At 53.3% G+C, this 25,324-nt stretch carries 22 protein-coding genes; 14 read left to right on the top strand and 8 right to left on the bottom strand.

The features are described from left to right. Positions 1-187: 187 nt before the first annotated feature. Together R2I50_RS00355 and R2I50_RS00350 are read right to left on the bottom strand one after the other, a co-directional pair. Positions 188-1,741, bottom strand: a complete 1,554-nt coding sequence (locus R2I50_RS00355) for an alpha-amylase family glycosyl hydrolase (RefSeq protein WP_316607068.1) — start codon at positions 1,739-1,741, stop codon at positions 188-190. Positions 1,742-1,820: 79 nt separating this feature from the next. After that, positions 1,821-2,333, bottom strand: a complete 513-nt coding sequence (locus tag R2I50_RS00350) for a hypothetical protein (RefSeq protein ID WP_316607067.1) — start codon at positions 2,331-2,333, stop codon at positions 1,821-1,823. 433 nt (positions 2,334-2,766) lie between these two features. Here R2I50_RS00350 and R2I50_RS00345 point away from each other — a divergent pair, with 433 nt between their 5' ends. The 4 genes from R2I50_RS00345 (at position 2,767) to rpe (ending at position 7,842) form a co-directional block, all read left to right on the top strand. After that, complete coding sequence (locus tag R2I50_RS00345; RefSeq protein ID WP_316607066.1) at positions 2,767-3,315, top strand: DUF6512 family protein; 549 nt, start codon at positions 2,767-2,769, stop codon at positions 3,313-3,315. 168 nt (positions 3,316-3,483) lie between these two features. Next, on the top strand, positions 3,484-4,239 hold the full coding sequence (gene rlmB, locus R2I50_RS00340; RefSeq protein ID WP_316607065.1) for a 23S rRNA (guanosine(2251)-2'-O)-methyltransferase RlmB: 756 nt from the start codon (positions 3,484-3,486) through the stop codon (positions 4,237-4,239). Between the two features lie 49 nt (positions 4,240-4,288). Next, entirely contained in the window at positions 4,289-7,150 is a 2,862-nt protein-coding gene (locus tag R2I50_RS00335) for a hypothetical protein (protein ID WP_316607064.1), read from the top strand. Between the two features lie 41 nt (positions 7,151-7,191). Beyond that, on the top strand, positions 7,192-7,842 hold the full coding sequence (rpe, locus tag R2I50_RS00330; RefSeq protein WP_316607063.1) for a ribulose-phosphate 3-epimerase: 651 nt from the start codon (positions 7,192-7,194) through the stop codon (positions 7,840-7,842). A gap of 247 nt (positions 7,843-8,089) precedes the next feature. On the opposite strand, the gene R2I50_RS00325 is transcribed toward rpe, so the two are convergent. Further along, positions 8,090-8,725 (bottom strand): hypothetical protein, encoded by a 636-nt coding sequence (locus tag R2I50_RS00325; protein ID WP_316607062.1) that lies wholly within the window; start codon positions 8,723-8,725, stop codon positions 8,090-8,092. Between the two features lie 120 nt (positions 8,726-8,845). On the opposite strand from R2I50_RS00325, the gene R2I50_RS00320 reads away from it, so the two are divergent. After that, positions 8,846-9,940, top strand: coding sequence for a hypothetical protein (locus R2I50_RS00320; protein ID WP_316607061.1), 1,095 nt, complete (start codon positions 8,846-8,848; stop codon positions 9,938-9,940). Between the two features lie 52 nt (positions 9,941-9,992). On the opposite strand, the gene R2I50_RS00315 is transcribed toward R2I50_RS00320, so the two are convergent. Next, the gene (locus R2I50_RS00315) at positions 9,993-10,535 is read right to left on the bottom strand and encodes a phosphatase PAP2 family protein (protein ID WP_316607060.1); all 543 of its coding nucleotides are present in this window, start codon (positions 10,533-10,535) and stop codon (positions 9,993-9,995) included. Positions 10,536-10,692: 157 nt separating this feature from the next. After that, on the bottom strand, positions 10,693-11,256 hold the full coding sequence (locus tag R2I50_RS00310; protein ID WP_316607059.1) for a hypothetical protein: 564 nt from the start codon (positions 11,254-11,256) through the stop codon (positions 10,693-10,695). A gap of 412 nt (positions 11,257-11,668) precedes the next feature. On the opposite strand from R2I50_RS00310, the gene mgtE reads away from it, so the two are divergent. Together mgtE and R2I50_RS00300 are read left to right on the top strand one after the other, a co-directional pair. Next, entirely contained in the window at positions 11,669-13,048 is a 1,380-nt protein-coding gene (gene mgtE, locus R2I50_RS00305) for a magnesium transporter (protein ID WP_316607058.1), read from the top strand. Between the two features lie 380 nt (positions 13,049-13,428). Beyond that, a complete protein-coding gene (locus R2I50_RS00300) occupies positions 13,429-14,769 on the top strand; it encodes a dockerin type I repeat-containing protein (protein WP_316607057.1) in 1,341 nt (446 codons plus the stop codon). Between the two features lie 54 nt (positions 14,770-14,823). Here R2I50_RS00300 and R2I50_RS00295 read toward each other — a convergent pair whose 3' ends face one another. Beyond that, positions 14,824-16,092, bottom strand: a complete 1,269-nt coding sequence (locus tag R2I50_RS00295) for a chloride channel protein (protein WP_316607056.1) — start codon at positions 16,090-16,092, stop codon at positions 14,824-14,826. 279 nt (positions 16,093-16,371) lie between these two features. Here R2I50_RS00295 and R2I50_RS00290 point away from each other — a divergent pair, with 279 nt between their 5' ends. The 3 genes from R2I50_RS00290 to R2I50_RS00280 all read left to right on the top strand — a co-directional run bounded on the left by R2I50_RS00290 (position 16,372) and on the right by R2I50_RS00280 (position 19,523). Then, complete coding sequence (locus R2I50_RS00290; protein WP_316607055.1) at positions 16,372-16,782, top strand: hypothetical protein; 411 nt, start codon at positions 16,372-16,374, stop codon at positions 16,780-16,782. A 121-nt stretch (positions 16,783-16,903) separates the two neighbouring features. Then, positions 16,904-18,316: an MBOAT family O-acyltransferase gene (locus R2I50_RS00285; protein ID WP_316607054.1), complete on the top strand. Its 1,413-nt coding sequence runs from the start codon at positions 16,904-16,906 to the stop codon at positions 18,314-18,316. Between the two features lie 64 nt (positions 18,317-18,380). After that, positions 18,381-19,523 carry a DHHW family protein gene (locus R2I50_RS00280; RefSeq protein WP_316607053.1) on the top strand — a complete coding sequence of 381 codons (1,143 nt, stop codon included), beginning with the start codon at positions 18,381-18,383 and terminating at the stop codon, positions 19,521-19,523. A gap of 75 nt (positions 19,524-19,598) precedes the next feature. Here R2I50_RS00280 and trpS read toward each other — a convergent pair whose 3' ends face one another. Beyond that, positions 19,599-20,615 carry a tryptophan--tRNA ligase gene (trpS, locus tag R2I50_RS00275; protein ID WP_316607052.1) on the bottom strand — a complete coding sequence of 339 codons (1,017 nt, stop codon included), beginning with the start codon at positions 20,613-20,615 and terminating at the stop codon, positions 19,599-19,601. Positions 20,616-20,743: 128 nt separating this feature from the next. Further along, complete coding sequence (locus R2I50_RS00270) at positions 20,744-21,937, bottom strand: PLP-dependent aminotransferase family protein (protein WP_316607051.1); 1,194 nt, start codon at positions 21,935-21,937, stop codon at positions 20,744-20,746. Positions 21,938-22,155: 218 nt separating this feature from the next. On the opposite strand from R2I50_RS00270, the gene R2I50_RS00265 reads away from it, so the two are divergent. From R2I50_RS00265 to rbr, 4 genes are all read left to right on the top strand, one after another. Further along, the gene (locus R2I50_RS00265) at positions 22,156-23,379 is read left to right on the top strand and encodes a DHHW family protein (RefSeq protein WP_316607050.1); all 1,224 of its coding nucleotides are present in this window, start codon (positions 22,156-22,158) and stop codon (positions 23,377-23,379) included. A 15-nt stretch (positions 23,380-23,394) separates the two neighbouring features. Beyond that, on the top strand, positions 23,395-24,084 hold the full coding sequence (locus R2I50_RS00260; protein WP_316607049.1) for an NUDIX domain-containing protein: 690 nt from the start codon (positions 23,395-23,397) through the stop codon (positions 24,082-24,084). 232 nt (positions 24,085-24,316) lie between these two features. Further along, positions 24,317-24,691, top strand: a complete 375-nt coding sequence (locus R2I50_RS00255) for a desulfoferrodoxin family protein (protein WP_399552805.1) — start codon at positions 24,317-24,319, stop codon at positions 24,689-24,691. Positions 24,692-24,734: 43 nt separating this feature from the next. Next, entirely contained in the window at positions 24,735-25,274 is a 540-nt protein-coding gene (gene rbr / locus R2I50_RS00250; RefSeq protein WP_399552804.1) for a rubrerythrin, read from the top strand. Positions 25,275-25,324 lie beyond the last annotated feature (50 nt).

The raw sequence follows: 25,324 nt of genomic DNA, 5'->3' as shown, positions 1-25,324 counted from the left end.
AGGAGTGAGAAATTAGGAATTGTGGGAAACGCTTCGCGTTTTGGATTGATAGAACGACTGCATGAAAAAAACGTCTGTGACTCTGTATCGGGTCGCAGACGTTATTGTTATATCAAACGTATTATCAATTGGGTGCGGGTTTTACCCGCCATTCATTCCTAACTCCTCATTTCTCATTTCTAACTCTTCAGCTGTGCTTGATCAGCAGAAAACTCCTAGCATTGATCGTGACGGTGTTTTCATCCGCCGACCAGTCTCCGATCGTGTAGGCGACCTCTGCTCCGTCCATACGGTATTCGATCGTGCGGTCGTCGTCCGAGGGATTGACAAAGGCGACGAAGCTGCCGCGGCGATAGGCGAAGGGGTAGTCGTGACTCTTCGCGTAGACGATCTCGAACTCGCTGTCGTTGCTAAGCTCCGGGAACTCCTTCCTCAGGGCGATCAGGGCTTTTAGGTTCTCGTAGATACTGCCTTGTACTCCCGCCTGGTTCTCGACGGTAGGTGCCTCGGGACGATTATCGACCGGCAGATACAGCATATCTTCGTCTGCGTCGGAGAAGCCGAGGTTCTTCGTGTGATCCCACTGCATCGGGGTGCGCGAGCCGGTGCGGGAGAAGCCGCCCTCCTTGCTGACCAGATCGGTGCGGTAGATCATGCCTATTTCGTCGCCGTAGTAGACGAACGGTACGCCCGGCATTGTCATCATGAAGGCGTGGCTGAGGCGTATGATCTCGTCGCTCATGTAGAACGGTGCGCGGGGCATATCGTGGTTGTTGGTGATGAAGCTGATGTAGCCGTGCTCGCGGGAGCACAGGTAGGCGGGCGTGTAGTCCGCGAGGAACTCCTCGATGTCGCCGTGGGCGTGATCGGCAAAGAAGCTGAGGTTATCGCCGTCGCCGAAGCGTTTGCGGAAGAGACTGTTATAGCCGTTGCCCTGATGGTCAAGGTAGAAGTCGGCGTGAAAGCCTGAGTTGACGATGGCGCGCAGCGGGTTGCTCCACTCCGAGATCAGCACTGCGTCGGGATAATCCGCATCCATCATCAAGCGGATATCGCGCCAGATCTTCGCAGTGGAGATCTTTTCATCATCATTCTTCACCAGCGAATCCGCCATATCGACGCGGAAACCGTCGATCCCCTTATCAAGCCAGAAGCGCATGATGTCCTTGAGCGCTTCGACCGTCTCCCATGCCTCGGGGGAGTCGGCGGAGAACTGCCACGCGGGGTACTTGACCTCGTGAAAGCCGTAATTCAGCGCAGGCTGAGAGGAGAAATAGTTGACCAGATAGTTGCCGTCGCGCTCGCATACGCCGCACATCAGGCGGTATTCGGGCGGCGCGTCCCACACGCTTTTGGTGAAGATGTAGCGGTTGTCGTACTCGCTCGGATAGCCGGTTTTCGCCGCTTTGAACCACTCGTGGGTATCGCTGGTGTGACCGGGCACGAGATCGAGCAGAATCTTCATGCCGCGCTTGTGCGCTTCATCCAGCAGGTGCTTGAAGTCGTCCTCTGTGCCGTAGCGGGGAGCGATCTTTTTATAATCACGTACGTCATAGCCCGCGTCCATGAAGGGAGAGTCGTAGATCGGGTTGATCCACAGCGCGTTACAGCCGAGCTCCCTGATGTAATCCAGCTTCAGGGCGATACCGCGCAGATCGCCGATACCGTCTGAATTGCTGTCGTAGAAGCTCTGGGGATATACCTCGTAAAATACCGAATTTTTCAGCCAGCTTGTGCTCATATCCATACCTCCTGTCGGTTATGACAATATTTTACAATAAGCAGCACGAGCTGTCAATGGTTAAGTAGGCTTCGGTTAATCAGAAATTTCGCTGATTCACTTTTTCGCCATATTCTTTTACCCTCGCAAGCATGATTCGGTCGGCGGCGATCATCCTACCGTATTCGCCGAGCCGTCGCCGCTGAACGAGGGATAGGGTATGAGAGGGAAGCAGTACAAACAGTCCGCGAAAGCGATAGAGCGTATAACGCAGATCGCGTTCCCTCAGCATCCAGTCAAGCAGATCGTCCATGCGCTCAAATACGCAGACCACGCTCGGAAATCCGCCCTTGACCCGATAGACGTGCCTACGGGCAGAGCGGACTGAGATCAGCAGCAGGCAGCCTTCCTTTGACGGCAGCGCTTCGATGAGGAAGCTTCTGCCTCCCGGGGTGATGGAACAACGCTCCCCGACGTGGTGTAAAAGACGTTTGAGTCCGCTATGTACGGCGTTTGGTTCTGTTTCTTTGCCGAAGTCAAGTTTATAATCACGTAAATCCTGCGCCGCCATCGCGACCAGTATCGTCCCCTGATTCAGTCTGTCGATCTTCATATTGTCCCCTCCGTTACTGCCATCATCATACACGCTGCAAAAGCACGGAGCAAGCGGGAATGGTTGGATGGCAGGTATTTCCATCTCTATGCTATTCCGGGAACGATAAAAAGTGAGGAAAAGTTTTTATTTTTCTCGCTTGACAATTGACATTGGTTATATTACGATTTGTATAATTATTTTTGATTTTTCAAATAAAGAAGATAGGATAATTCTGTTAAAAAATTTATGGAAAACTCGGAAAACCCGTCAATTAAAGGAAGTGTCGGCTTGATAACTGCCGTTTTGAAGGTGAGTTATTCCACTTTTCCACAGAGTTATCAACATTCTTATTGAAAAATACGAATAATACAAATTGTATAATTTCTAAATAATAATTATTCTGCGAAATATTCCGGACGTGTTCCGCATACATTTCATCGGAGGGATGTACATGCCGAACAGAAAGTTGATATGGAGCGAGCTGTCGGGAGCGGTCGCGGTATATGCGGCGGCAGTGTTCCTGCATTTTGCTTATGCGCTCAGCGGAGGATCGGCGCTGTGGATGGTGTTCGGCGCGGTGAACGAGAGCGTATGGGAGCACGTCAAGATCTACTCGGCGGCATATACCGCGTGGGCGCTGCTCCAACTGTGCTGGCTCAGGGTCCCGTTCAAAAGCTATGTGGTTGCAAAATGCGTTGGGTTGTATCTGCTGATGGGACTGATGATCGGCTTTTTTTACGCCTATACCGCCTTTACCGGCTCACCGATCCTGTTTGTTGACATCCTTTCGTCAGTGGTGTTCACGATCATTTCTCAGACGGTTTCATGTCTGCTTACGCTAAAATGCAGAAAGCTTTCGGAGTACTATCATCCTGCCCTGATGTTGCTGCTCCTGTATTATCTGATGTTTTTCTCATTTACGGTTTTTCCGCCGAAGCTCGGGTTGTTCCGTGATCCGCTCGGAGGAGGGTATGGGATCGCGGGATTACGTGTAATCTGAGGATAAGTCCCCCGATTCGTTAAAATAACCGAATAGCGGCTCAGATAAAGCCTGATTTTCCCCGTCTATTTTTCCTTTTATTCCGAGAGAGAAACAAATACCATGTCTTTACATGTTATACTAAACTGGTATAGGTATAAACATCAAGTATCGGATAAAGGAACGCTTATGGTTGATAACAAGCATGAAAAATATCAGAATGACGAGCTCTTGATAGGGCGCAATCCCATTGCGGAGGCGCTCTCCTCGGGTCGCTCCATCATCAAGATCATGATCGCCAAGGGCAGTGCGTCAGGTCCCGCCGTTGAGATCGCCGCCAAAGCGAAGAAGGCGGGGATCCCCGTACAGGAGGTAGAGCGCAGAAAGCTCGATTTCATGACCGGCTCGGCGGCTCACCAAGGGGTCGCGGCGCTGTGTGCCATGAAGGATTATGCCTCGGTGGAGGATATCCTGAAGCTTGCTGAAGAACGCGGCGAGCAGCCCTTTATCATCATTCTTGACGAGATCGAGGATCCCCATAATCTCGGGGCGATCATCCGCTCGGCGGAATGTGCCGGCGCTCACGGCGTCATCATCAAGAAGCGCCGTTCCGCCGGACTGACTTATACAGCATACAAGGCGTCGGCAGGGGCTTTGGAGTACCTGCCGGTCGCGAGAGTGACCAACATCGCCGATACCATCGACGAGCTCAAAGCCCGCAATATATGGGTCTACGGCGCGGATATGGACGGCGAGGATTATCTGAAAACCGACTTCAGCGGCGGCGTCGCGCTGATCATCGGCAACGAGGGCAAGGGGATCTCCCGTCTCGTACGCGAGAAGTGCGACGTGATCGTATCGCTCCCCTTAAAGGGACACATCAACTCGCTGAACGCCTCGGTCGCCGCGGGTATCCTGATGTATAAGGTCGCTGAAAAAAGATAAATAGCCGTTCCCTTACGGGAGCCTTACGATAGAGAAAGGAGATGAGAGAATGAGTATATTCCGTAAGCTGATGGATGTGGATAAGATCAAAAACAGGTTCAAGAAGCAGAATCCCTCCGAAATCGAGAACGAAGCAGAGGACGCCGTCGTACAAATTACAACCGATGACCTGCAAAAGGAAGAAGCGCCCAAAGCTCCCACTGTCGATCAGCCCGATGAATCCGCCGGCAGCGAACCCGAGCGAAGTGAAGAGACAGAAGCGGAATACAATTCATCCCCACAGAATCCCGATACCCCGATGGAGGAGATTTACTCCACCAAGGATAAGCACGTCAAGTACCGCCGTCAGCAGCCGTTGGAAGCGGAGGCGGCAGCAAGGCGTACAGCCGCCGCCAAGGACGAGCTCAAGCGCGGTAAGATGGAATTATACTTTGATGATGAACCCGACGCACCGGAGGTTAAGCTCGAAGCCGAGCTCGATCCGGAAGCGGTTGTCGCGGACGACATCATCGAGGACATCGTTGACGTAAAGAAGCTGAAGGGTATCTTTGTACGCGATATTGACGATATCGACGTCAGCCTTGAGCCCGACGCCTATCCTCCCGAGCATGACGAAAAGCCCCGGGTGAACGCGGAAGAGACGCATACCCCACCGTCCGATGTGATCGTCGCTAAGGTGCCTGCGTATCAGCACGAGAGCACCGTGGATCATATATATCTGAAAGCGGGTCGATTCACCGATGTAGTCGAGAGCGAGTACGATGAGTATCTCCGCTCCACCGATCCCGCAATTTCTCAGAATTACCGCTCAAAGCAGCCGGATGTAAAGCCTCACCAAAGCCTTCTGTACACTCTCAGTCAGGCGGCGGCTCGCCGCAAAGCGGAGTCCGAGCAAAAGCAGAAGAACAAAGAGGTCATGCGCAAGAACTTCGACGAGGAACTCCCGAAGTCGAAGAAAGTCAAGACCTCCTCCAAGGTCGAAAAACTGCTCAAGAAGGCCAAGTCGGAAAAGGCCAAGTCAGAAAAGGCGGAAAAGCCCGTCAAATTCCAAAAGGCGGTAAAGTCCGATCAGCCCATAAAGAAGAAGAAATCCACGAAGGCGAGTAGGGCGTTCGGTGTTATGCGAAACCGCGCGCTGTCTAAGCTTGCCGCTCCCTCACGATCTCAGCAGGAGCGCATGCTCAGCTACAACAGCCGTGAGGACGAGGCATATATCTCCGACCGCATCCGCAAGAATCAGCGCCGACTGATGATTCAGCTGGGGCTGTATGCGCTGTTCGCGATCGTTTTGCTGGCGCTTGTCATTTGGGAGCGTACTTCCGGAGCCGCTGCTATCGCCCAGAAGGGAGCGAGCGCTGCATTCATCTACTGTGCCGTCAGCACCGTATTGTGCTGGGGTATGGGTATTATTGCACGCCAGACCCTGATTGACGGTTTGAAGCCGCTCAGGCGGTTCAAGGCGAACAGTGAGACTCTGTTGTCTCTTGCGTATATCGCATGTCTGTTGCAGGGAATCGTGTCGCTGTTTACTTCGTCCTCCTTTGTCGGCGCAGACCATCACCTCTACGGCTTCATCATCGCTTTCGCGCTGATGCTGGACGTTGCGGGCAGACTGATGATGGTGCTCAGGGTAAAGAGTAATTTTGAATTTATCAGCGCTCATTCCCCCGCTTATGCCGCGGAGCTCTTTGATGATGAAGAGACTGCCCGCCGCATGGTAAGCGGCACCACCGCCTCGCGCGGTAATGTGGCATATCAGCATGTTACCAGCTTTTTATCAGATTTTCTGAAGATATCCTACGCGCCCGATCCCAGCGAGGAGCACTCCGGTAAGACTGCTCCGATCGCCATGATCAGCGCGGTTGTCGTCGCGATCCTGTATGCGATCCTGTTCAAGAGCGTACAGGGCGCTGTTTCGGCGCTGACGGTTATGCTCTGTGTGGGTATCCCGTTTACAGCGATGATCGCGGGCAATCTGCCGATGCTCCTGTTCAGCCGACGGATGCTGGACGAGGATGCGATGGTCGCAGGTTATCCCTCGGTCAGACAGTTTGCGGATACTTCGGCGCTGATCCTCTCGGCAGCCGATCTCTTCCCATCGGGCTGCGTGACCATCGAGCAGCTCGTACCCCTCCAGCAGTATCGGGTGGAGGAAGGTCTTCTGATGGCGGCGGCTGTTCTGCGTGAGGCGGGCTCGCCGATTGCTCCCGCCTTTGATGAGCTCGTCATGGAGAACAAGGGCGTGCTGCCCTCGGTCGAGAGCGTGATGTACGAGGATCAGAGCGGATTGGTCGGCTGGATCGGCGGCGAGCGTGTGCTGATCGGTAATCGCAAGCTGATGGATCGCTATCATATCAATATCCGCGAGGACTTCCCGATCAGTAAGATGAAGAAGCTCGAGAAGCATACCACCTACATCGCTGTTTCGGGACAGGCTGTCGCCGTGATGGCGCTCAATTACAGCGCCGCTCCCATCACCAAGGAACAGGTGCAGAAGGCGGAACGCGCCGGTCTGGCGCTGGTCGTCAGCACAACCGACGCAAATGTCACCGATGACCTGATCGCTTCTGCTTATGGATTGTTCCACCGCTCCGTCAAGGTCACCACCCCCGGCTACACCAACGTTATCGACGAGGCGACCGGCAGCGTGGAGGAAGCGTCCCGCGCGTTCATCGCTACCCGCGGTCGTATCGGCTCGCTGGCGCGTGCGATCGGCGGCTGTATCGGTGTTAAGACCAACATCAACCTCGGTATCGCGATCGAGATCTTCGGTACGATCTTAGGCCTGATCCTGTGCGCAACGCTGGCGCTGTATGCTTCCGTCGCCCGACTGTCGGTCGTAGAGCTGATTATCTATATCGGATTCTGGACTGCCGCGACCGTGATTGCCGAGCTGATCCGACGGCCGTAATAACGAGAGAGGGTTCTCCCTCCCATTTTAGGAGAAAGCTTATGTTAATTGCACCATCCCTGTTATCCTGTGACTTCTCGATTTTTCGCGACGAGATCATCCGCGTCGATGAGGCGGGAGCCGACATTATGCACCTCGACGTCATGGACGGTCACTTCGTCCCGAACCTGACCTTCGGCGCTCCTGTGATCAAGAAGCTGCGCGGCGCCACCGACAAGCCTTTCGATGTCCATCTGATGATTTCCGAGCCACACCGTTATATCAACGATTTTGCCGATGCGGGAGCGGACATCATCTCGTTCCATACCGAGTGCGATTCCGATATCGCCGAGACCCTCGACCTGATCGAAAAGCGGGGCGTCAAGCCCGCCCTCGCGATCAAGCCCGGTACCCCTGTCGATGCAGTCCTACCGTATCTCGATCGGCTGTACATGGTTCTGGTAATGACCGTGGAGCCCGGCTTCGGCGGACAGAGCTTCATGCCGGATATGATGGAGAAGGTTGTTTTTCTGCGCAAGGAGATCGCCGACCGCGGACTCAAAACCCTGATCGAAGTAGACGGCGGTATCGCCAAGAACACCATTGCCACCGCCGCAAAGGCGGGCGTGGATATCTGCGTGGCGGGTACGGCGGTATTCGGAGCGCCCGACGCAAAAGCCGCCATCGACGAGCTCAAGGTGCTGTGCGGATAAGGAGAACAATATACGAGCAAGATAACAAAACGAATTATTATTCAATAGTCATTGCGAAGCCCCTTTAGGGGCTGTGGCAATCTCAACCGCTTAAAAAGGGTAAAGTGTCCGGTGGACACTTTAGTGCTTGTACCGGGGAAGTTTATTTCTGTTCGAATTGACTTATCTTGCCGGAATACTGCATATAAAACCGAAAACCGGACATAATAAAAAGCAGGAGCATTCGCCCCTGCTTTTTTTGATAGTTTTAATTGGCCAGCAGATTGCCGTCTCCGTCGTATCTGTACTCGACATAATTACCGTCGCTGTCCTTTACGAAGGTGATGTAAGACTTCACCTTGTCCTCGCCTTCATAAATGGTGTCGCGGGTCAGTCTGCCGCTCTCGTCATACTCGAACACCTCGCGGTCGGTCACCTTGTTGGCATTGTCGTAGTTGGTGACGGAGGTAGTAAGCCCCGCGTCGTTATACTCGGTGACGGTCACCTTAACGACTGCGCCGTTTTGGTCGAGCTCGGTGTACTTGGTCGGCAGCCCCTCCGGGGTCTTTTCCCACAAGAGCTGAGAGGTTACAGCGCCTGAAGCGTCATAGATGATGTTGCGGATCTCGTTGCCGTTCTCGTCATACTCGTAAGCGGTAGCGCTGAGCAGCTTTCCGTTCACGTCGTAGGATTCATTGCGGATGATCCTCTGCTGATCGTCGTACTGGTTCTTGAAGTAGCCGGTCGGCTTGCCGTCCGAGTTCACGCTGTAGGGAGTCAGATCAGCGGGGATCTGAGCAGAAGCGGCGTCTGTGCCGGTGTCTGCGTCTTTTTGACAGGCTGTAAGCGATACAACAGATAATACCATCAGAACAGCCAGCATAAAAGCAACTAACTTTTTCATGATTATTCTCCTAAATATCGTGTTCCTGAATGTGTACATATAAATCAAAAGAATGATTTATGAGAGTATTATACCAAATTTCAGCGATTTAGTCAACCTGCATATTTCGGAGGGTTTTTTATGGCGTTAGTTGTCGAAAAAAACAAGATCGGGCTGAGTTGTCCGATCGACCTGTACGGACGGGGGATTCCCGCCCTGAGCATCACGACAGAGGGAGATTCTCTGCCGCGTGAGAGCAGTCTGTTTAGCCCTTCTCTCGCGAGAGTCGCCGCGGTGCTGAGCCTGTCGGCAGCAGAGGAACGGTTGCTTGTCGCGAATCTCAGTGCGCTGGGGTACGGTGATCCGCTGATCGCAGACAGCCCCGGCAAGCTCCGGATGATTATAGGAAGCCGCGTCAGGGATAACTATCTGGAGACTGCTGTTGTCATCCGGGGGAGCGAGGGCGATGAGTGGTACTCCAACTTCGATATCGGCTACGCCGCGGAGCACAGCGGCTTTGGTAAGGCGGCGGACATCGCCGAACAGCAGCTCTCGGATTATATCTTTACCCGACTGATAGGACTTGAGCCGCGGTTCTTTATCACAGGCTACAGCCGCGGAGGAGCGATAGCGAACATCCTTTGTAAGCGCATGTGCGATCGTTTCGGTACGGACAGTGTGCGGGGCTATACTTTGGCGTCCCCGGCGGTGACGCTCAGCCGCCGTCAGGCGCGTTACAACAGCATTTTCAACCTTGTGCGGGAGGAGGATTTCTTCACCCGTATTCCGCTCGAGAGCTGGGGTTATACGCGCTATGGGAAGGATATTCTGCTGGGCGGCGACGTCAGCGAGGGTTATCGTGAACTGACCCGTGAGGATTACGCGGGCTTTGTAGGAAGAGGCGAGGCGGACTGCCTGCTCGCTGCTGTGATGCGCCTTGCGCCTAACGTTCCCGCCTATTACAAGCGCCGCCGTGTTGTGGGGGACAGGAGCCTGAGTTTGTATGAGTTCATGCGCTCCGTTGCCGATACGCTTGCGGGACATCCCGAGGACGCGGGAGATGTGTTACTCAGCGCGATGGTCAGCGATTACAGCGACTTGATGGAGCTGCTCGCAGCGGGCATGGAGATCCCGGAATTTCTGACCTGTACGGGTACGCCGCGGTGCTCGGTAGCCGACAGCCACAGCCCCGCCGCCTATCTCACAGCTCTCAGAGAAGCTGAGAAACATTGGTAAAAACGATTCATTATAAACAAAGCAACCCTGTTCATCGGAACAGGTTTGAATATTATCCTTGTGTAAAGACGACGGAGTGGAAGAACAGCGTCATCAAACTGCCGTCGATCAGTCCGAGCAGAACTCCGCCGATCACGTCGGTGAGGTAATGGACTCTCAGGTACATGCGTGAAAACGCGATGGTACCCGCGAGCGCGAGGGCGGGCAGCCAGATCCACACGGGACAGCACCAGAACATGACAGAAAACGCGCAGAACGACGACGCGCTGTGACCCGAGGGGAAGGAGTGATCCTTGGGCTTATGGATCTTCATATCCTCGTCGGCAATCAGCGTGGAGGGTCGCGCGCGACCAACCGTTTTTTTGATGATGATCTCACCCAGTACATAGTTGAAGCCGATCGCGGCGGTCAGGATGATTCCGGTTCGGCGGTAGGGGCGGCTGATCAAAAAGGGTAGGATGAACAGGATCCACCAGATAAAGCCGCCGGTACCCGCGTAGGTAAACATCACCATAAGCTTATCCAGAACCGGTCGGTGTATCTGCGACATCCGCTCGACGACACGCTCATCCAGTATGCGTAATTTCCGAAACATATTTCGCTCCAAAACGACAGAAGATGATCTTCTGGTATCTATGATCTTATTATATAGTATATCCGCGAAAGCTGTCAATATCAAAGGAACAAGATCGGAAAATTCTTTATATGGGTACAAAAAACGCTCCCCGAGGCGGGAAGCGTCGAAGGTTTTATTACGGATTCTTGCGGGAGTGGATCGCGTTGAGCAGCGCTTCGACGTCATCGTCGGTGGTCGAGGTGTCGAGGGTGTGGTCCTCGTCGGGGTTCTCGGCGCGGAAGTCCTGTACAGACGGTTTCTGTTCCTCAAGGTTCACCCGCTCGGGGTTGCGCTGATGTCGCTTGATCTCTTCGGGCTTTACGGGTTCTTTATCCACTTTTTTCTCTGCGTTTTTGATCAATATATCGCTCAGCAGCAGTCCCAGATACCCGCATACAAAGTAGCTCACCATATAGACCAGCACCGTGATCCATGAGGCGCGCCACATCCCGTATAGCAATGCCGATATCGCATAGAACAGCGGCGCCAGAAGACAGACGTAGATGTCGTTCTGCCTGTGCTTGAATTTGTAGAACACCGCGCAGCCGATCGCCGTCAGCGGGAATACGCCGACCTCTACGAGGTAGGTCGCGACGCCTGCCGAATGTCCCATGAACAGCGGCATCAAGAGGAAGATGATCGCCTCAATGATAATATATGGTAAAAGCTCCTTGAGCTTTTTTTCAAGCTTGTCGTCCATTTGTTTCTCCAAAAATCAATGGTTCTTTTGATGGTTCTTCCATTATAGTGGATTGGTGCTATAAAATCAAGCGAAATATTGTAAAAAATCATGCACAAATTCGTTGACTTATTTGTCAATGCAGAGTAAAATAATAATACTATCGGCTTTTGTCGAGGAATTCAGAATGAAAGAGGCGAGATAATGGACGCAGGAAGTACGAGCGGCGCTGCCGGAGGGCGACGATGGGGTTCTGTTAAGATGCTGACCGAGGTACAACTGTGCGTTCGGTCTTGCTGATTATTGTCTGAATGACAAATTAAATAGATAACCATTCTCCTCCATACAGTGCCTCCCCGCTCCCCAGCCATAGCTTGTTGCGCCCTTCTGCACGGCTATACGCGGCAGAAAGGCGATCGTAGGAGGTTTTTTAATGGAAAGAAATACCGTGAGCTTGTTCGAGACGATCCAGACGTTGCTCGATAACAAGCGATATGCCGCCCTGCGCGACATCCTCAACACGATGAACCCTGTCGATATCGCGGCGGTGTTTGAGGATCTGCAGAGCGAGAAAACGGCGCTGCTGTTCCGGCTTTTGCCGAAGGAGACAGCCGCCGATTCCTTCGTCGAGATGGACGAGGGCACCCAGGAGCTGTTGATCCACGGCTTCTCGGACACCGAGCTCAAGGAGCTCATCGACGAGATGTACGTTGACGACGCGGTCGACCTGATCGAAGAGATGCCCGCGAACGTCGTCAAGCGTATTCTCCGTCAGGCGGACCCCGAAACGCGCAAGGAGATCAACGAAATATTGAAGTACCCCGAGGACAGCGCAGGCTCGATCATGACGACCGAGTGCGTCATCCTCCGACCCAAGATGACCGCTGAGGAGGCGATCAAGCGCATCCGCCGCACCGGCATCGACAAGGAGACGATCTACACCTGCTATGTGTCTGATTCGTCCTCCACCCTGATCGGTATCGTTACCATCAAGACGCTGCTGCTCTCTGATGACGACGAGGTCATCGAGAATATCATGGAGACCAACGTCATCTCGGTCAACACTCTCGACGACCAGGAGGTCGTCGCCCAGATGTTCAATAAATATAACTTCCTCGCTCTCCCCGTTGTGGATCAGGAGAACCGACTCGTCGGTATCGTCACGGTCGACGACGCGATCGACGTCATGGAGGAAGAGGCTACCGAGGATATCCAGAAGATGGCGGCTATCACCCCGAACACCGAGAAGCCATACGACCGTATCGGCGTTTTTGAGACCTACGTTGCGCGTATCCCATGGCTCTTGATCCTGATGATCTCCGCGACCTTCACCGGCATGATCATCACGGGCTTTGAGGACGCCCTGGCGGGTTCTCTGGTGCTCTCCGCCTTCATCCCGATGCTGATGGATACCGGCGGTAACTCCGGCTCTCAGGCGAGCGTTACCGTCATCCGTGCGTTGAGCTTAGGTGAGATCGAGTTCAAGGATATCTTTAAGGTCATATTCAAGGAAGCCCGCGTCGCGCTCTTGTGCGGTATCACGCTGGCGATCGCGAACTTCGCGAAGATCATGCTGTTCGACCGTCTGGTGCTCCACAACGAGGGCATCACCGTTACCGTCGCGCTGGTGGTCTGCCTGACTATGGTGGTCACCATCTTTATCGCGAAGCTCGTTGGCTGTACCCTGCCGATGATCGCGAAGAAGCTCGGCTTCGACCCCGCCGTGATGGCGTCGCCGTTCATCACGACCATCGTCGACGCGATCTCCCTGATCGTCTACTTCGGCATCGCCACCGCCCTGCTGCATATATGATGTTGTTGCGAAGCTCCCGAGGAACTGCGGCGATCTCAACCATATAGAATCGCTCCCCCTGCCAAAATGATCGGCAGAGGGAGCTTTCTTGTTGATTCTGACCAATTTTGCGGTATGTTTTTTGACTTGCACATGGATATGCAATATGGTAAAATATGAGTGCCAACAATTTTTCTTGTAAATATAGGATAACCTTCATCTTTTCGGGAATAGTGTTTTTATTTCATGATAAAAACACTACGCTCTTATCTTGCTATTCCCGTTTTATGATGGTTATTCTTGATACGAAAAATTGTTTGGCGACATTTTCGGGAGCTGTGTGTTTTTTGGCGCACGCTTCGGTGTGCGTCTTTTTATTTGGCTGAGGAGGAAACATAAAAATGAAAGGCATATCTTTAGTATTGTGTTTGTTGCTGATTGTAACTGTGAGTACAGCAGTTCCTGTGCTTGCAGAAACAATTGATCAACATTCATCGGTTGCCGCTTCTGCTCAGGGAGAGACAGAAGTCATCGAACCTTCTGAAAACGGCGGCAATATTGCGCCTACAGAGGCGGGTGCACAAAATCCGTATAACGGGAACGGCGTAATCTATTTTGATTCGACCGGTACCGGTTGGGATGAATCTGCAAGCGTGTCGATTTATATCAGATCTACTCAAGGAGAAATCCTTCCATGGGGTTCAAGAAGACTACAATGCAGCTATGAAGGTGACGGGTTATGGTCGTGGAAAGATTCAAACGGTTATCTTAGCAGTGACATGCAATATTCCGTTTTATTTACTAATAATGATTCTTTCAGACAAACCTATGAATTGCTTTTTACGACCGATTGTATGGGAGATACTGTGTTTTGTACGGGAAAAACTTTTGACTATTATGCAACGCCACGCTACGAAACTGCTTGGAGGAATCATCCTCAGTATCAACCTGTGTTGTATATTACAGAAAGCGGAGATGCAATCGGAAAGAGCTGTATGGATTCACCGTATAAAATGCTGGTTACCTTTTTGAAAAGAGATTTAATGACTGCACGTTATCAGAATGACAAAGACGATCAGGCGTTGTTGGATTATTTAGCAGAAAAACTCGGGTTGAGCGATATTGAGGTACATAACGCAATCAAAGAGGCAAATGTACTGGTGGACTGGAAACCCCATGCTGTTGCTGATCGTTACGGATATTGCGTCGGCTCCTATTACCTAGTCGGTTCGATCAACGGAGATAACAGCGGAATTAATAACGTTCACCAAGAACTGAAATTTGAAGCTAATACTGCCAGCGATTTGAAGCTTGGAGGTATCAGATTGCTAAAGGGGGATTCAGTAAGGGTTGCGTTGTATATCGGAACCGGCATTTTCTATCTTTATCCCGATGGTAAGGGTAAAGAGTTTGTGATGGAAGAAACCGGTGTATATGACTTTTATCTTAAGCCGTATGAGATCGGCAATCCCAATTACTGGTATTGTGAGCACTCAGCCGCACTGAACACATCTGAGTACCCCTTAGGTGATACAGACGGAAGTGGAAGTGTCGAGTCGACCGATGCTGCACTAGTACAGCGTAACTTAGCATCTATCGGCACCTCGTATAGTGATACAGAGCTGTTAAGGGGAGATGTCGATCAAAATAACAGTCTGGAGTTGACGGACGTTACAGCCATCCAGTACTATCTGGCGAATATAGAAACGCCCTACGCTATCGGAAAAGCCTTTGAATTATAGGTTATATAATTAAGCCAACATCCCGCAATTAGCAGGATGTTGGCTTGTTTTATGTTATTTCGCATTTCTATTGATGTAGCGAGCCCTGCGCTTACTGTACATGATCTTCTGACCCGAGTAGAGGCTGTAGTAGCCGGACAGCATATAACTTACGCAAAGAGAAACCGCAAAGAAAATGAGCCCCCTGCTCCCGAAGAGCTCGATCGAGAGGATGATCGAGGCGATGGGGCAGTTGACTACTGCGCAGAACAACGCCACCACGCCGACCGCCGCGCCGAAGCTCGCGGGAAGTCCCAGAAGCGGCGCCAGCGTCGCGCCCATCGTCGCACCGATGAAGAAGGTCGGGATGATCTCGCCGCCCTTGTAGCCGAAGCCGATGGTGATGACGGTGAACAGCATTTTGAGGATAAAGTCATACGGCAGTGCCTTACCGTCGGTGATCGCCTGCGCGATGACGTCGCCGCCGATACCGTTGTAGCGGATGCCGAGGATCATGGTCAGCCCGACGATGATCGCGCCGCCTACCGCTGTTCTCAGGTATTCGTTGTTGAAGTATTCCGCCGCGAAATGATGGGTCTGCTCCAGCGCGACGCAGAAGAGGATGCTGACCAGCGCCGCCGCGAGTCCCAGCCCCGCCACGCCGAGTATGCTGAGAATACTCAGTTCGGGGTATGCGGTGACCTCAAAGGCGGTCGGCTCCAGTCCGAAGAGGTTCGTGATCGAGAACGCCGCCAGCGCCGACACGATACACGGCAAAAACGCGCTGTAGTAGAATACGCCGACCGAGATGACCTCCATCGCGAACACGGTCGCGGTCAGAGGGGTGCCAAACAATGCCGAGAACAGTCCCGACATGCCGCACATTACGCTGAGGTGCATATCCTTCTCGTTGAGCCTTACCGCTCTGCCGATCGCGCTGCCGATACATCCGCCGAGCTGTAACGCCGCGCCCTCACGACCCGCCGAGCCGCCGAACAGGTGGGTGATCACGGTCGAGAGGAAGATCACGGGAGCAAGGAGGAGCGGCACCCTGCCCTCCTCGCGTACGGAGTTGATGATGAGGTTGGTGTCCGCGTGACCGCTGAGCTTCGTGACACGGTACAAAAAGGCGATGATCAGACCGCCTACCGGCAGCAGATAATGCAGCCACGGGTTCGTGAGGCGTACGTCGGTGACGAGGTTGATCGCCCAGCGGAACGCCGCGCCCAGCGCGCCGCCGACAGCGCCTGTCACCAGCGCGATCAGCGTCCATTTGAGGAACGAAAGAATGTACTGCCGCACCCGCGAGGCGTTATGGATGGTATGTTCTTTGAGTTCGTTCATAGTACTCCTTATCGGTTAACGGAGAATAGTTTCGGGATTCTGCTTCGATCGGTTGCTTATGATCAGGTGCGGACGGAGTCCGCCCTCCACCGTTCACCGTTATCCGTTAACCGTTCTCCAAATAGTCATTCTGCATAAAAGTATAACTCTTAATTCGGCAATATTCAATAGAGCACGGAAATTATTTTCTTGAAAAAACCCTGTTTTTATGATAATATATAGGTTAATTGGGCTAACCGAGATTAATTGACAATTAACCAAGAAGGCTTTGGTGAGAATATGCGTAATTTTCTGCAAAAGGCCGCCGCGTTCATGAACGGCAGATACGGCAACGATAAGCTGAACACCTTTATATGGGTCGTTGCGGGCGTGCTGTACCTGATCAACCTTTTCGTGCGCAGTCCGATCCTGGTGGTCATCATCCTGCTGCTGATCCTGCTCGCCGTTCTGCGGGCGCTGTCGACCAACATCAATAAGCGCCTGTATGAGAACAACCGCTTCATCGGTATTTTTACGGCGGTTTCCGATTTCTTCAAGCGCCAGTACATGAAGGTGAGGGACTTCAAGACCCACCGCTATGTCCGCTGTCCCTACTGCAAGGCGCAGCTCCGCCTCAAGAAGCGCACCGGCGTACAGCACATCCACTGTCCCCGCTGCAACGAGGATTTCAGGAAGAATATCTTGTTTTAATTTAGGATAACAGAGAACGGTATCCTGTTCCGAAAGACCAATCCTTTCGATCAGGTGCGGACGGAGTCCGCCCTTCACCGTTCAACGTAAACCATTCACCGGATAGAAAGGGGGTTCGCCCATGGTATTTTCATCGCTGCTGTTTTTGTTCGTCTATCTGCCGATCGTTCTGCTGAGCTACTATATCTGCCCGCGCAAATGGCGCAACCTGCTGCTGTTCGCGGTGAATCTGATCTTCTACGGCTGGGGCGAGCCGATCTACGTTTCGCTGATGATCATCTCGACCATCGTCGACTATACCTGCGGCTACTTCATCGACAAGAACCGCGATTCCAACCCCAAGGTCGCCAAGCGCTTTCTGATCGCCTCGATGGTGATCAATCTGAGCATGCTGGGCTTCTTCAAGTACTCGGGCATGGTGCTGAAAACGCTCAACCTCCTGCCCTTTATCAACATCCCGATCCCGAATCTCCCCGCGCTGCCGATCGGCATCAGCTTCTATACCTTCCAGACGATGTCCTACTCGATCGACGTCTACCGCCGTGAGGCGCCGGTGCAGAAGAATGTGATCACCTTCGGTACATACGTATCGCTGTTCCCTCAGCTGATCGCGGGTCCGATCGTCCGCTATAAGGACGTCGCCTATCAGCTCGACCACCGCCGGGAGACCCTTGACGACTTCACCAAGGGCGTATGCATCTTCTGCGTAGGTCTCGCGAAGAAGGTGCTGATCGCCAATCAGATGGGCGCCATGTGGGAGGCGATGCGCGCGACCGGACAGGATAACGGCTGGCTCGGCGCGTGGCTGGGGATTATCGCCTACAGCTTCCAGATCTACTTCGACTTCTCCGGCTATTCGGATATGGCGTGCGGTCTGGGCAATATGCTGGGCTTTGAATTCCTCAAGAACTTCAACTATCCCTATATCTCCAAGAGCATCACCGAGTTCTGGCGACGCTGGCATATCTCGCTGGGCACCTGGTTTCGAGAGTATGTGTACATCCCGCTGGGCGGCAACCGCAAGGGTATCGCACGCCAGATGATCAATCTGTTGATCGTTTGGTTCCTGACCGGACTCTGGCACGGCGCGTCGTACAACTTCATCCTATGGGGTCTGTACTTCGGACTGCTGCTGGTGCTCGAGAAGTTCATCCTCAAGAAGTGGCTCGATAAAGCCCCCGCCGCTGTTCAGCACATCTACGCGCTGTTCTTTATCATCATCGGCTGGGTGATCTTCTTCTTCTCCGACGATATGGGCGGCATGACGGCGCTCTGGGCACAGCTGAGATCGATGTTCAGCTTCGGCGGCATCGTCATCGGCAACAACGCCCTGACTCTCGTGATGTCTTATCTGCCCGTACTGCTGATCGCCTGCGTCGCTTCCACCCCGCTGGGCGTTAAGCTGTATGAGAAGGTGAAGGAGAGCGCAGCCGCTCCCGCGCTGCAGACCGTCTACTGCGGTATCGTGCTGCTTCTGAGCACCGCGTTCTTAGTTGCGGGCAGCTACAATCCGTTTATCTACTTCCGATTCTGATCGAGGTTTTTTGACAGACCCTTGTGATAAAATTGTTTGATGTAACGAGAAAAAGGACTCGCTTATGAAAAAGCTTTACAAACATCTCCCCGCCGTGATTTTCGGCGGCTTCATCTCGGTCATGCTGATCCTCCTGATCGTTCTGCCGAAGAAGGATTTCAGCTCCTCCGAGAAGCGCTATCTGGAGAAGGCGCCGGCGTTCAGCCTGTCCGCCGTATTTTCCGGACAGTTCGAAAAATCCTTTGAAAATTTCATTTCCGACCATACCGCGGGTCGTAACTTCTGGGTCGGCTTCAACGCCTATTTCAACAAGGCGATGGGCAACAACGCGCCGAAGGGCGTCTATTTCGGCAAGGACGGGTACCTGATTAACGATCCCTGCGAGATGACTAACTTCTCGCGCAACGCGGGCTATCTGGAGGAGTTTGCCGCCGACGTAAAGCAGCGTACCGGCACGCCTGTGACCGTCGCTGTCGCCCCTTCTACCGGCTATGTCTGCGCGGACAAGCTCCCGAAATTCCACAATACCTATCATGACGATGAGGCGTTCGCCGAGCTGCGGGAGACCTTCAAGACCGCGGCCTTCGCCGATCTGAGAAGCTGCTTACAGACCGCCTACGCGGACGGTAATCAGGTGTTCTACCGCACCGACCACCACTGGACCGCTTACGGCGCCTATTCCGCGTATCGTGAGCTGGGCTCCGCCCTCGGTTATACGCCGAACGATGAGAGCGTCTACACCAAGACCCCGTACCCCGGCTTTTACGGCACGACCTATTCCACCTCCGGCTTCTGGATGGTGCCGTCCGAGAATATCGAGGTCTGGGACAATCCCGCGAACGACGAGACCGTCTCCGTGACCATCACCGACGGCGACAAGGTCATCGAGCAGAAGAATATGTTCTTCTACAGCCACCTCGACGAGGACGACAAGTACCCTGTCTACCTCGACGGCAACCACCCCTACACGGTCATCAAGAACACCAAGGCGACCTCGGATAAGAAGCTCATGGTCATCAAAGACAGCTTCGCCCATTCGCTGGTGCCGTACCTCGCCGATCACTACAGCGAGATCATCATGGTTGACCTGCGTTACTTCGCGAACCCTCTCTCCGATATCGTTGAGAAGGAGAAGGTCGATCAGGTGCTGGTGCTCTATTCGCTGGATAACCTCGCCACCGACGACAGCGTCGGCAGAATCGGTTGAGTATTGTAATCGGAACATCAGAAATAAAATGCCCCTTGAACGTGCGGTTCAAGGGGCTGTGTTATTTTATGTCTGTTATCTTTTAGGCAGAACGTAACCGATTTTTTTCATCGCTTTTTCGACAGTGCGGTGGCTCAGTCGCTGAACGAACTCGAGAGATTTGGTGTAACATTCTTCGATGTATTTTTTGTCTTTTAAATACTCCTGATAGCGCTTGCGGATGGGGGAGAGCTCCGCGACGACAGCCTCGCCGACGGCAGTCTTGAAGTCGCCGTAGCCCTTGCCGTCGAAGTCGTGCTCGATCTGCTCGTAGCTCAGTCCCGTTACGGCGGAGTAGATGGACATGAGGTTGTTGATGCCGTCCTTGCCCTCGGCGTAACGAACCTTCGCCTCGCTGTCGGTGATCGCGCGCTTGAACTTCTTCATGATGACGTTGTCCTCGTCGGTCAGGAGGATAAAGCTGTTGGCGTTCTCATCGGATTTGCTCATCTTGGCGGTCGGGTTCTGCAGACTCATGACGCGCGCGCCGTCCTTGGGGATGAAGCCCTCGGGAATCTTGAACACGTTGCCGTAGATGCCGTTGAAGCGGTTGGCGATGTCGCGGGTCAACTCGAGGTGCTGCATCTGATCGCTGCCGACCGGTACCTTATCCGCCTGATACAACAGAATATCGCCCGCCATCAGGCTCGGGTAGGTGAACAGACCGGCGTTGATGTTGTCGGCGTGCTTCGCGCTCTTGTCCTTGAACTGAGTCATGCGGCTGAGCTCGCCGAACTGGGTGTAGCAGTCCAGGATCCAGCCCATCACCGCATGATCGGGGTTGTGACTCTGGATGAAGAACGGCGCCTTGTCGACGTCCACGCCGCACGCCATGATCGAGGCGTACATGTCGATGATGTTCTTGCGGAACTGCGCGGGATCCTGACGCACGGTGATGGTGTGCAGGTCAGCCAGCGCGTAAATGCAGTTGTATGCGGGATTCTCCTGCATCCTGACCCAGTTCTTCACGGCGCCGAGGTAGTTGCCGAGGGTGATGGAGCCGCTGGGCTGGATCGCGGAGAATACGATTTGCTTCTTTTCGGTGTTTTCCATATTATATCAGTCCTTTATTGTATGTTGATCGGAGAGCGGACGTTGACGTAGGGGCGAGCATTGTTCGCTCGCTGATATCGATGATGTCCGTCGCTTTGCGGTCGACCGATGGTCGTCCCTATACATTGTTAACCGATGATCTCCTTCGCGAGCTTACCGATCTCCTTGATACCCTCGGTGAGGTCCTTGTCGGTGGGGGTGGAGAAGTTGATGCGGAAGCTGTGGCACGGCAGATCACTGTCGGTGAGGAAAGCGTTGCCCGGTACGACGCAGACCTTACGTTCGGTCAGCTTCTTGCAGAAATCGAGCATATCGACATCCTCCGGCAGATCGCACCAGATGAACAGACCGCCCTGAATCTTGTTGTAGGTGATGCCGTTCGGGACGACATACTCGTCGAGCAGCTGCATGCACAGGTCGGCCTTCTGTGTATAGAGCTTTCTCAAAAAGCTCAGATGACCTTCAAAGTCATACTTCGTCATGTATTCGTTACAGATCATCTGTGACCACATGGTAGTGTGGACGTCCTGACCCTGCTTGCATATAATCATCTTCGCCATCGCCGCCTTGGGAGCGACCATAAAGCCGACGCGGATGCCGGGGGAGATGACCTTAGAGAACGAGCCGGAGTAAATCACGATGCCTTCGGTGTCCCAGCTCTTGATGGAGGGGACGTCCTCGCCGTAGTAGCGCAGGTCGCCGTAGGGGTTGTCCTCGATAATCATGCAGCCGTGAGCTTTCGCCAGCTCATAGAGGCGCTTTCTCTTCTCGAGCGACATGGTGACGCCGGAGGGATTCTGGAAGTTGGGGATGGTGTAGATCATCTTGGCACGGGGATTCTCATCGAGAACCTTTTCAAGCGCGTCCATGTCCATGCCGTCGGGCTGTACGGGAACGCCAACCAGCTCCGCATTGTAGCTGCGGAAAGTGTTTAAGGAGCCGACGAAGCTCGGCGCTTCACATACGAGCACGTCGCCCTCATTGAGAAAAGTCTTGGCGGCAATATCCATAACCTGCTGGGCGCCCGAGACGATGATCAGCTCGTCGTCCTCTGAGCCGATGTTATGCTTTTCTTTCAGATAAGTCTTGAGGGTGTCGCGCAGGGGATTATAGCCCTCGCTGACGCCGTATTGAAGAACGCCGATGGGATTGTCGCGTAGGATACGCGCGGAGATCTCGCTGATCGCCTCTACGGGGAAGGCGTCGGGAGCGGGATTGCCTGCCGAGAGTGAGATGACCTCGGGGTCGGAGGCGCTTTTGAGTATTTCGCGAATGGCGTTCGGCTTGAGCGCCAGTACGCGGTCGGAAAATTGATAGTCCATGAAATCACGCTTTCTTTATAATATAACCTTACCTATCATAGCACAAGATGGATGAAAGCGCAAGAATAATAAGAAATCCGTGTGAATTTTCGAAAAATAACGGTGGATTATGCTGTTTTTTCTGAATTAAATGTTGTATCTATCTTGTTTTTGTAGTATAATAACTTAGAATATAGGATTTTTATACGAGCATATTTTTTTGAAACGGAGGGATTTGCGTGAACTACGATTACAACGGCGGTAATGATACCCGCCGTGCAAGCGATAGTTTAAAACGCCAGAGGGCGATCGCTCAGATGAAGCGCGAGCGCAGAAAAAAGCTGCTGATTCGACGCACGATCATCGTCGTCGTCGGTCTGCTGATCGTTTTCCTGGCGATTTTCCTACTGGTACAGCTGTTCCGTGCTATCTTTGGCGGCTCAGGCGGCAACAAGACCGTCGAGACGACAGCAGTCGTCGCGGAGGCCGCTTCCGAAACACCGACTCAGGCAGCGGCGGACACAGCGACCAACTTTATCACACCGAACATCAAGGATGACGGCAAGGAGGGCTACTACTCAGCCTCTAACGGCGGCATCTATATCTATAACAACATGGCGCTGGAGCTGTTCAGCGGCTCCGACGATTCGGCTCAGGCATATGCCGATACGATCTCGAAGTTCAAGACCAACGCTCCGGAGTTTACGGTCTACAACATGGTTGTCCCGAATCACACCGAGTTCGCGATACCGCCTCGTCTGATCCAGAGCGGCGCTGTTTCGACTACCTCTCAGGCGGATAACATCAAGGCGATCTATTCAAAGTATTCTGCCGACGTCAAGCCGATCAACGCTTATAACAATCTTGCTAAACATCTTGACGAGTACATCTACTTCAACACCGACCACCACTGGACGGGACTGGGCGCGTATTACGCGTATCAGGCGTTTTGTGAGCAGACGGGCCAGACCCCGCTCGACCTCTCTACCTGCACCGAGCACACGATCGAGGGCTTTGAGGGCTCGATGGTCGACAGCGATCCATCGCTCTATGAGCATCTTGACACCGTCCACTTCTGGACCTTCCCGTACCAGACCCACGCGATGCGCCAGGATAACCCCGGCGAGGAGCTGTATGAGACCTCCGTGCTGTACGAGCAGGAGAGCGGCGGCTCAATCGCTTACGGCGTATTCATCTACGGCGACGCGCCGCTGTTTGTCGAATACAACGACGAGCTGAAGAACGGTAAGAAGATTGCCGTCGTCAAGGAGAGCTACGGCAACGCTTTTGTGCCCTTCCTGACCAACAATTACGAGGAAGTCCACGTGATCGATTTCCGCCATTTCGGACAGAATCTCAAGAGCTATATGCAGGACAACGGTATTACCGAGGTGCTCTTCCTGAACAACACGGTCGCCGCGAACGCCGCTGTACAGCTCGATCGTATCGAAAGCATTTACTAAAGGAGGTGAGACGGAATGATAGCAAAGAAGGTCAAGGTGAGTGTCTACGGTATTCTGGCGGACGACCTGTATTCGGGTTATGCCGACGCCGATACCTTTAAACATAAGAGCGCATACATTATCTCCCGCAAGCCGCTTCGCGATTTTGTGTTCGGCGTTGTCATCGCCGTCGTCACCATCAAAGGGGTCGGAGAAAAGCTGATCGTTGCACCCGAGGGCGAGATCTACTACGAGCCCGGAATCCGCGAGAAGCTCTCGCGCTTGCATAACGCCCGGATCGAGAAGATCACCTGCCTGTATGAGAAGAGCTGCGGAGCTATCGTGATCTATAAGCAGGGCGACCGCTGTAAGATCCTTCTGGTTCGCAACCATAACGGTAGGAACTACAGCTTCCCCAAGGGTCATGTGGAGCAGGGCGAGACCGAGCAGGAGACTGCTATCCGCGAGGTCTATGAGGAAACGGGTCTGAACATCCGTATCATCGACTCTTTCCGCGAGGTCGCCGACTACTGCCCCTTCGGCAAGATCCGCAAGCGCGTTGTTTTCTTCATGGCACAGACCATGTCCGACAAGGTGAGGATCCAGGAGGAGGAGATCGACAGCTACATATGGGTCGATCTCGAGGAGGCGCATCACCGCTGTACCTATGATAACGACCTGCGCGTCATCCGTAAGGCGCGTGAGAATATAGACAAGCTCAAATGATCGATCACAGGCGAAGCCCAAGGTTTGCCTGACCGAAACCCAATACAGTACAGCAGCCCGCCGGATTCATCCCGGCGGGTTGTTGTTTATGTGTGCTTTTTTATCCAAAAAGATTAGCCGACGCTAATCAAAAAAACACTTGTGTTCCGACATCCTTTATGGTAGAATCAAGAAAATTTATGCCGAGCTTCGATGATTATTCGTTTGAGCTCTGACACAAGGAGGTTATTCTATGGAAATGAAATTCTACATCTGTGAGCATTGCGGCAACATGATCGCGATGGTCAGGGACAAGGGCGTACCAGTGATGTGCTGCGGTCAGAAGATGACCGAGATCGTTCCCGGTACCACCGACGCCGCTGTTGAGAAGCACGTTCCTGTCTTTGAAGTCAAGGACAACATCGTGCATGTCAAGGTTGGTTCCGTCGCTCATCCGATGCTCGACGAGCATTATATCGAGTGGATCGCGGTTCAGACCACTGCGGGCAACCAGCGTAAGGCGCTGAAGCCCGGCGACGCGCCCGAGGCGTGCTTCGCGCTGTGTGAGGGCGAAGAGGTCGAGGCTGTCTACGCCTACTGCAATCTCCACAGTCTCTGGAAGGCATAATCATCGAGCGCTGAACCATACTAGGAAAAAGGAGTGTATCATCATGGCAAATAAATACGTAGGAACACAGACCGAAAAGAATCTGGAGGCGGCTTTCGCGGGCGAGTCGATGGCGCGCAACAAGTACACCTACTTTGCGTCAAAGGCGAAGAAGGAGGGCTTCGAGCAGATCGCCGCGCTCTTCCTCAAGACCGCCGAGAACGAGAAGGAGCACGCGAAGCTCTGGTTCAAGGAGCTGAACGGTATCGGCGATACCGCCGAGAACCTTTCCGCCGCGGCTGACGGCGAAAACTATGAGTGGACCGATATGTATGAGAACTTCGCCAAGACCGCTGAGGAGGAGGGCTTCGCTGAGCTTGCTGCCCGCTTCCGTCTGGTCGGTGCGATCGAGAAGCAGCACGAGGAGCGTTACCGCGCACTGCTGAAGAACGTTGAGACTGCTCAGGTGTTTGAGAAGAGCGAGGTCAAGGTGTGGGAGTGCCGCAACTGCGGTCACATCGTAGTCGGTACCAAGGCGCCCGATGTCTGTCCCACCTGCAACCATCCGCAGAGCTACTTCGAGGTTCACGAGGCAAATTATTGATCATAAATACCGATAAAAAGAGGACTTCCGGCACTGATGTAGGAAGTCCT

The sequence above is a fragment of the uncultured Ruminococcus sp. genome (genome assembly GCA_902785355.1).
Lineage (GTDB): Bacteria > Bacillota > Clostridia > Oscillospirales > Acutalibacteraceae > Ruminococcoides.
This window is presented reverse-complemented; position numbering and strand designations above follow the sequence as displayed.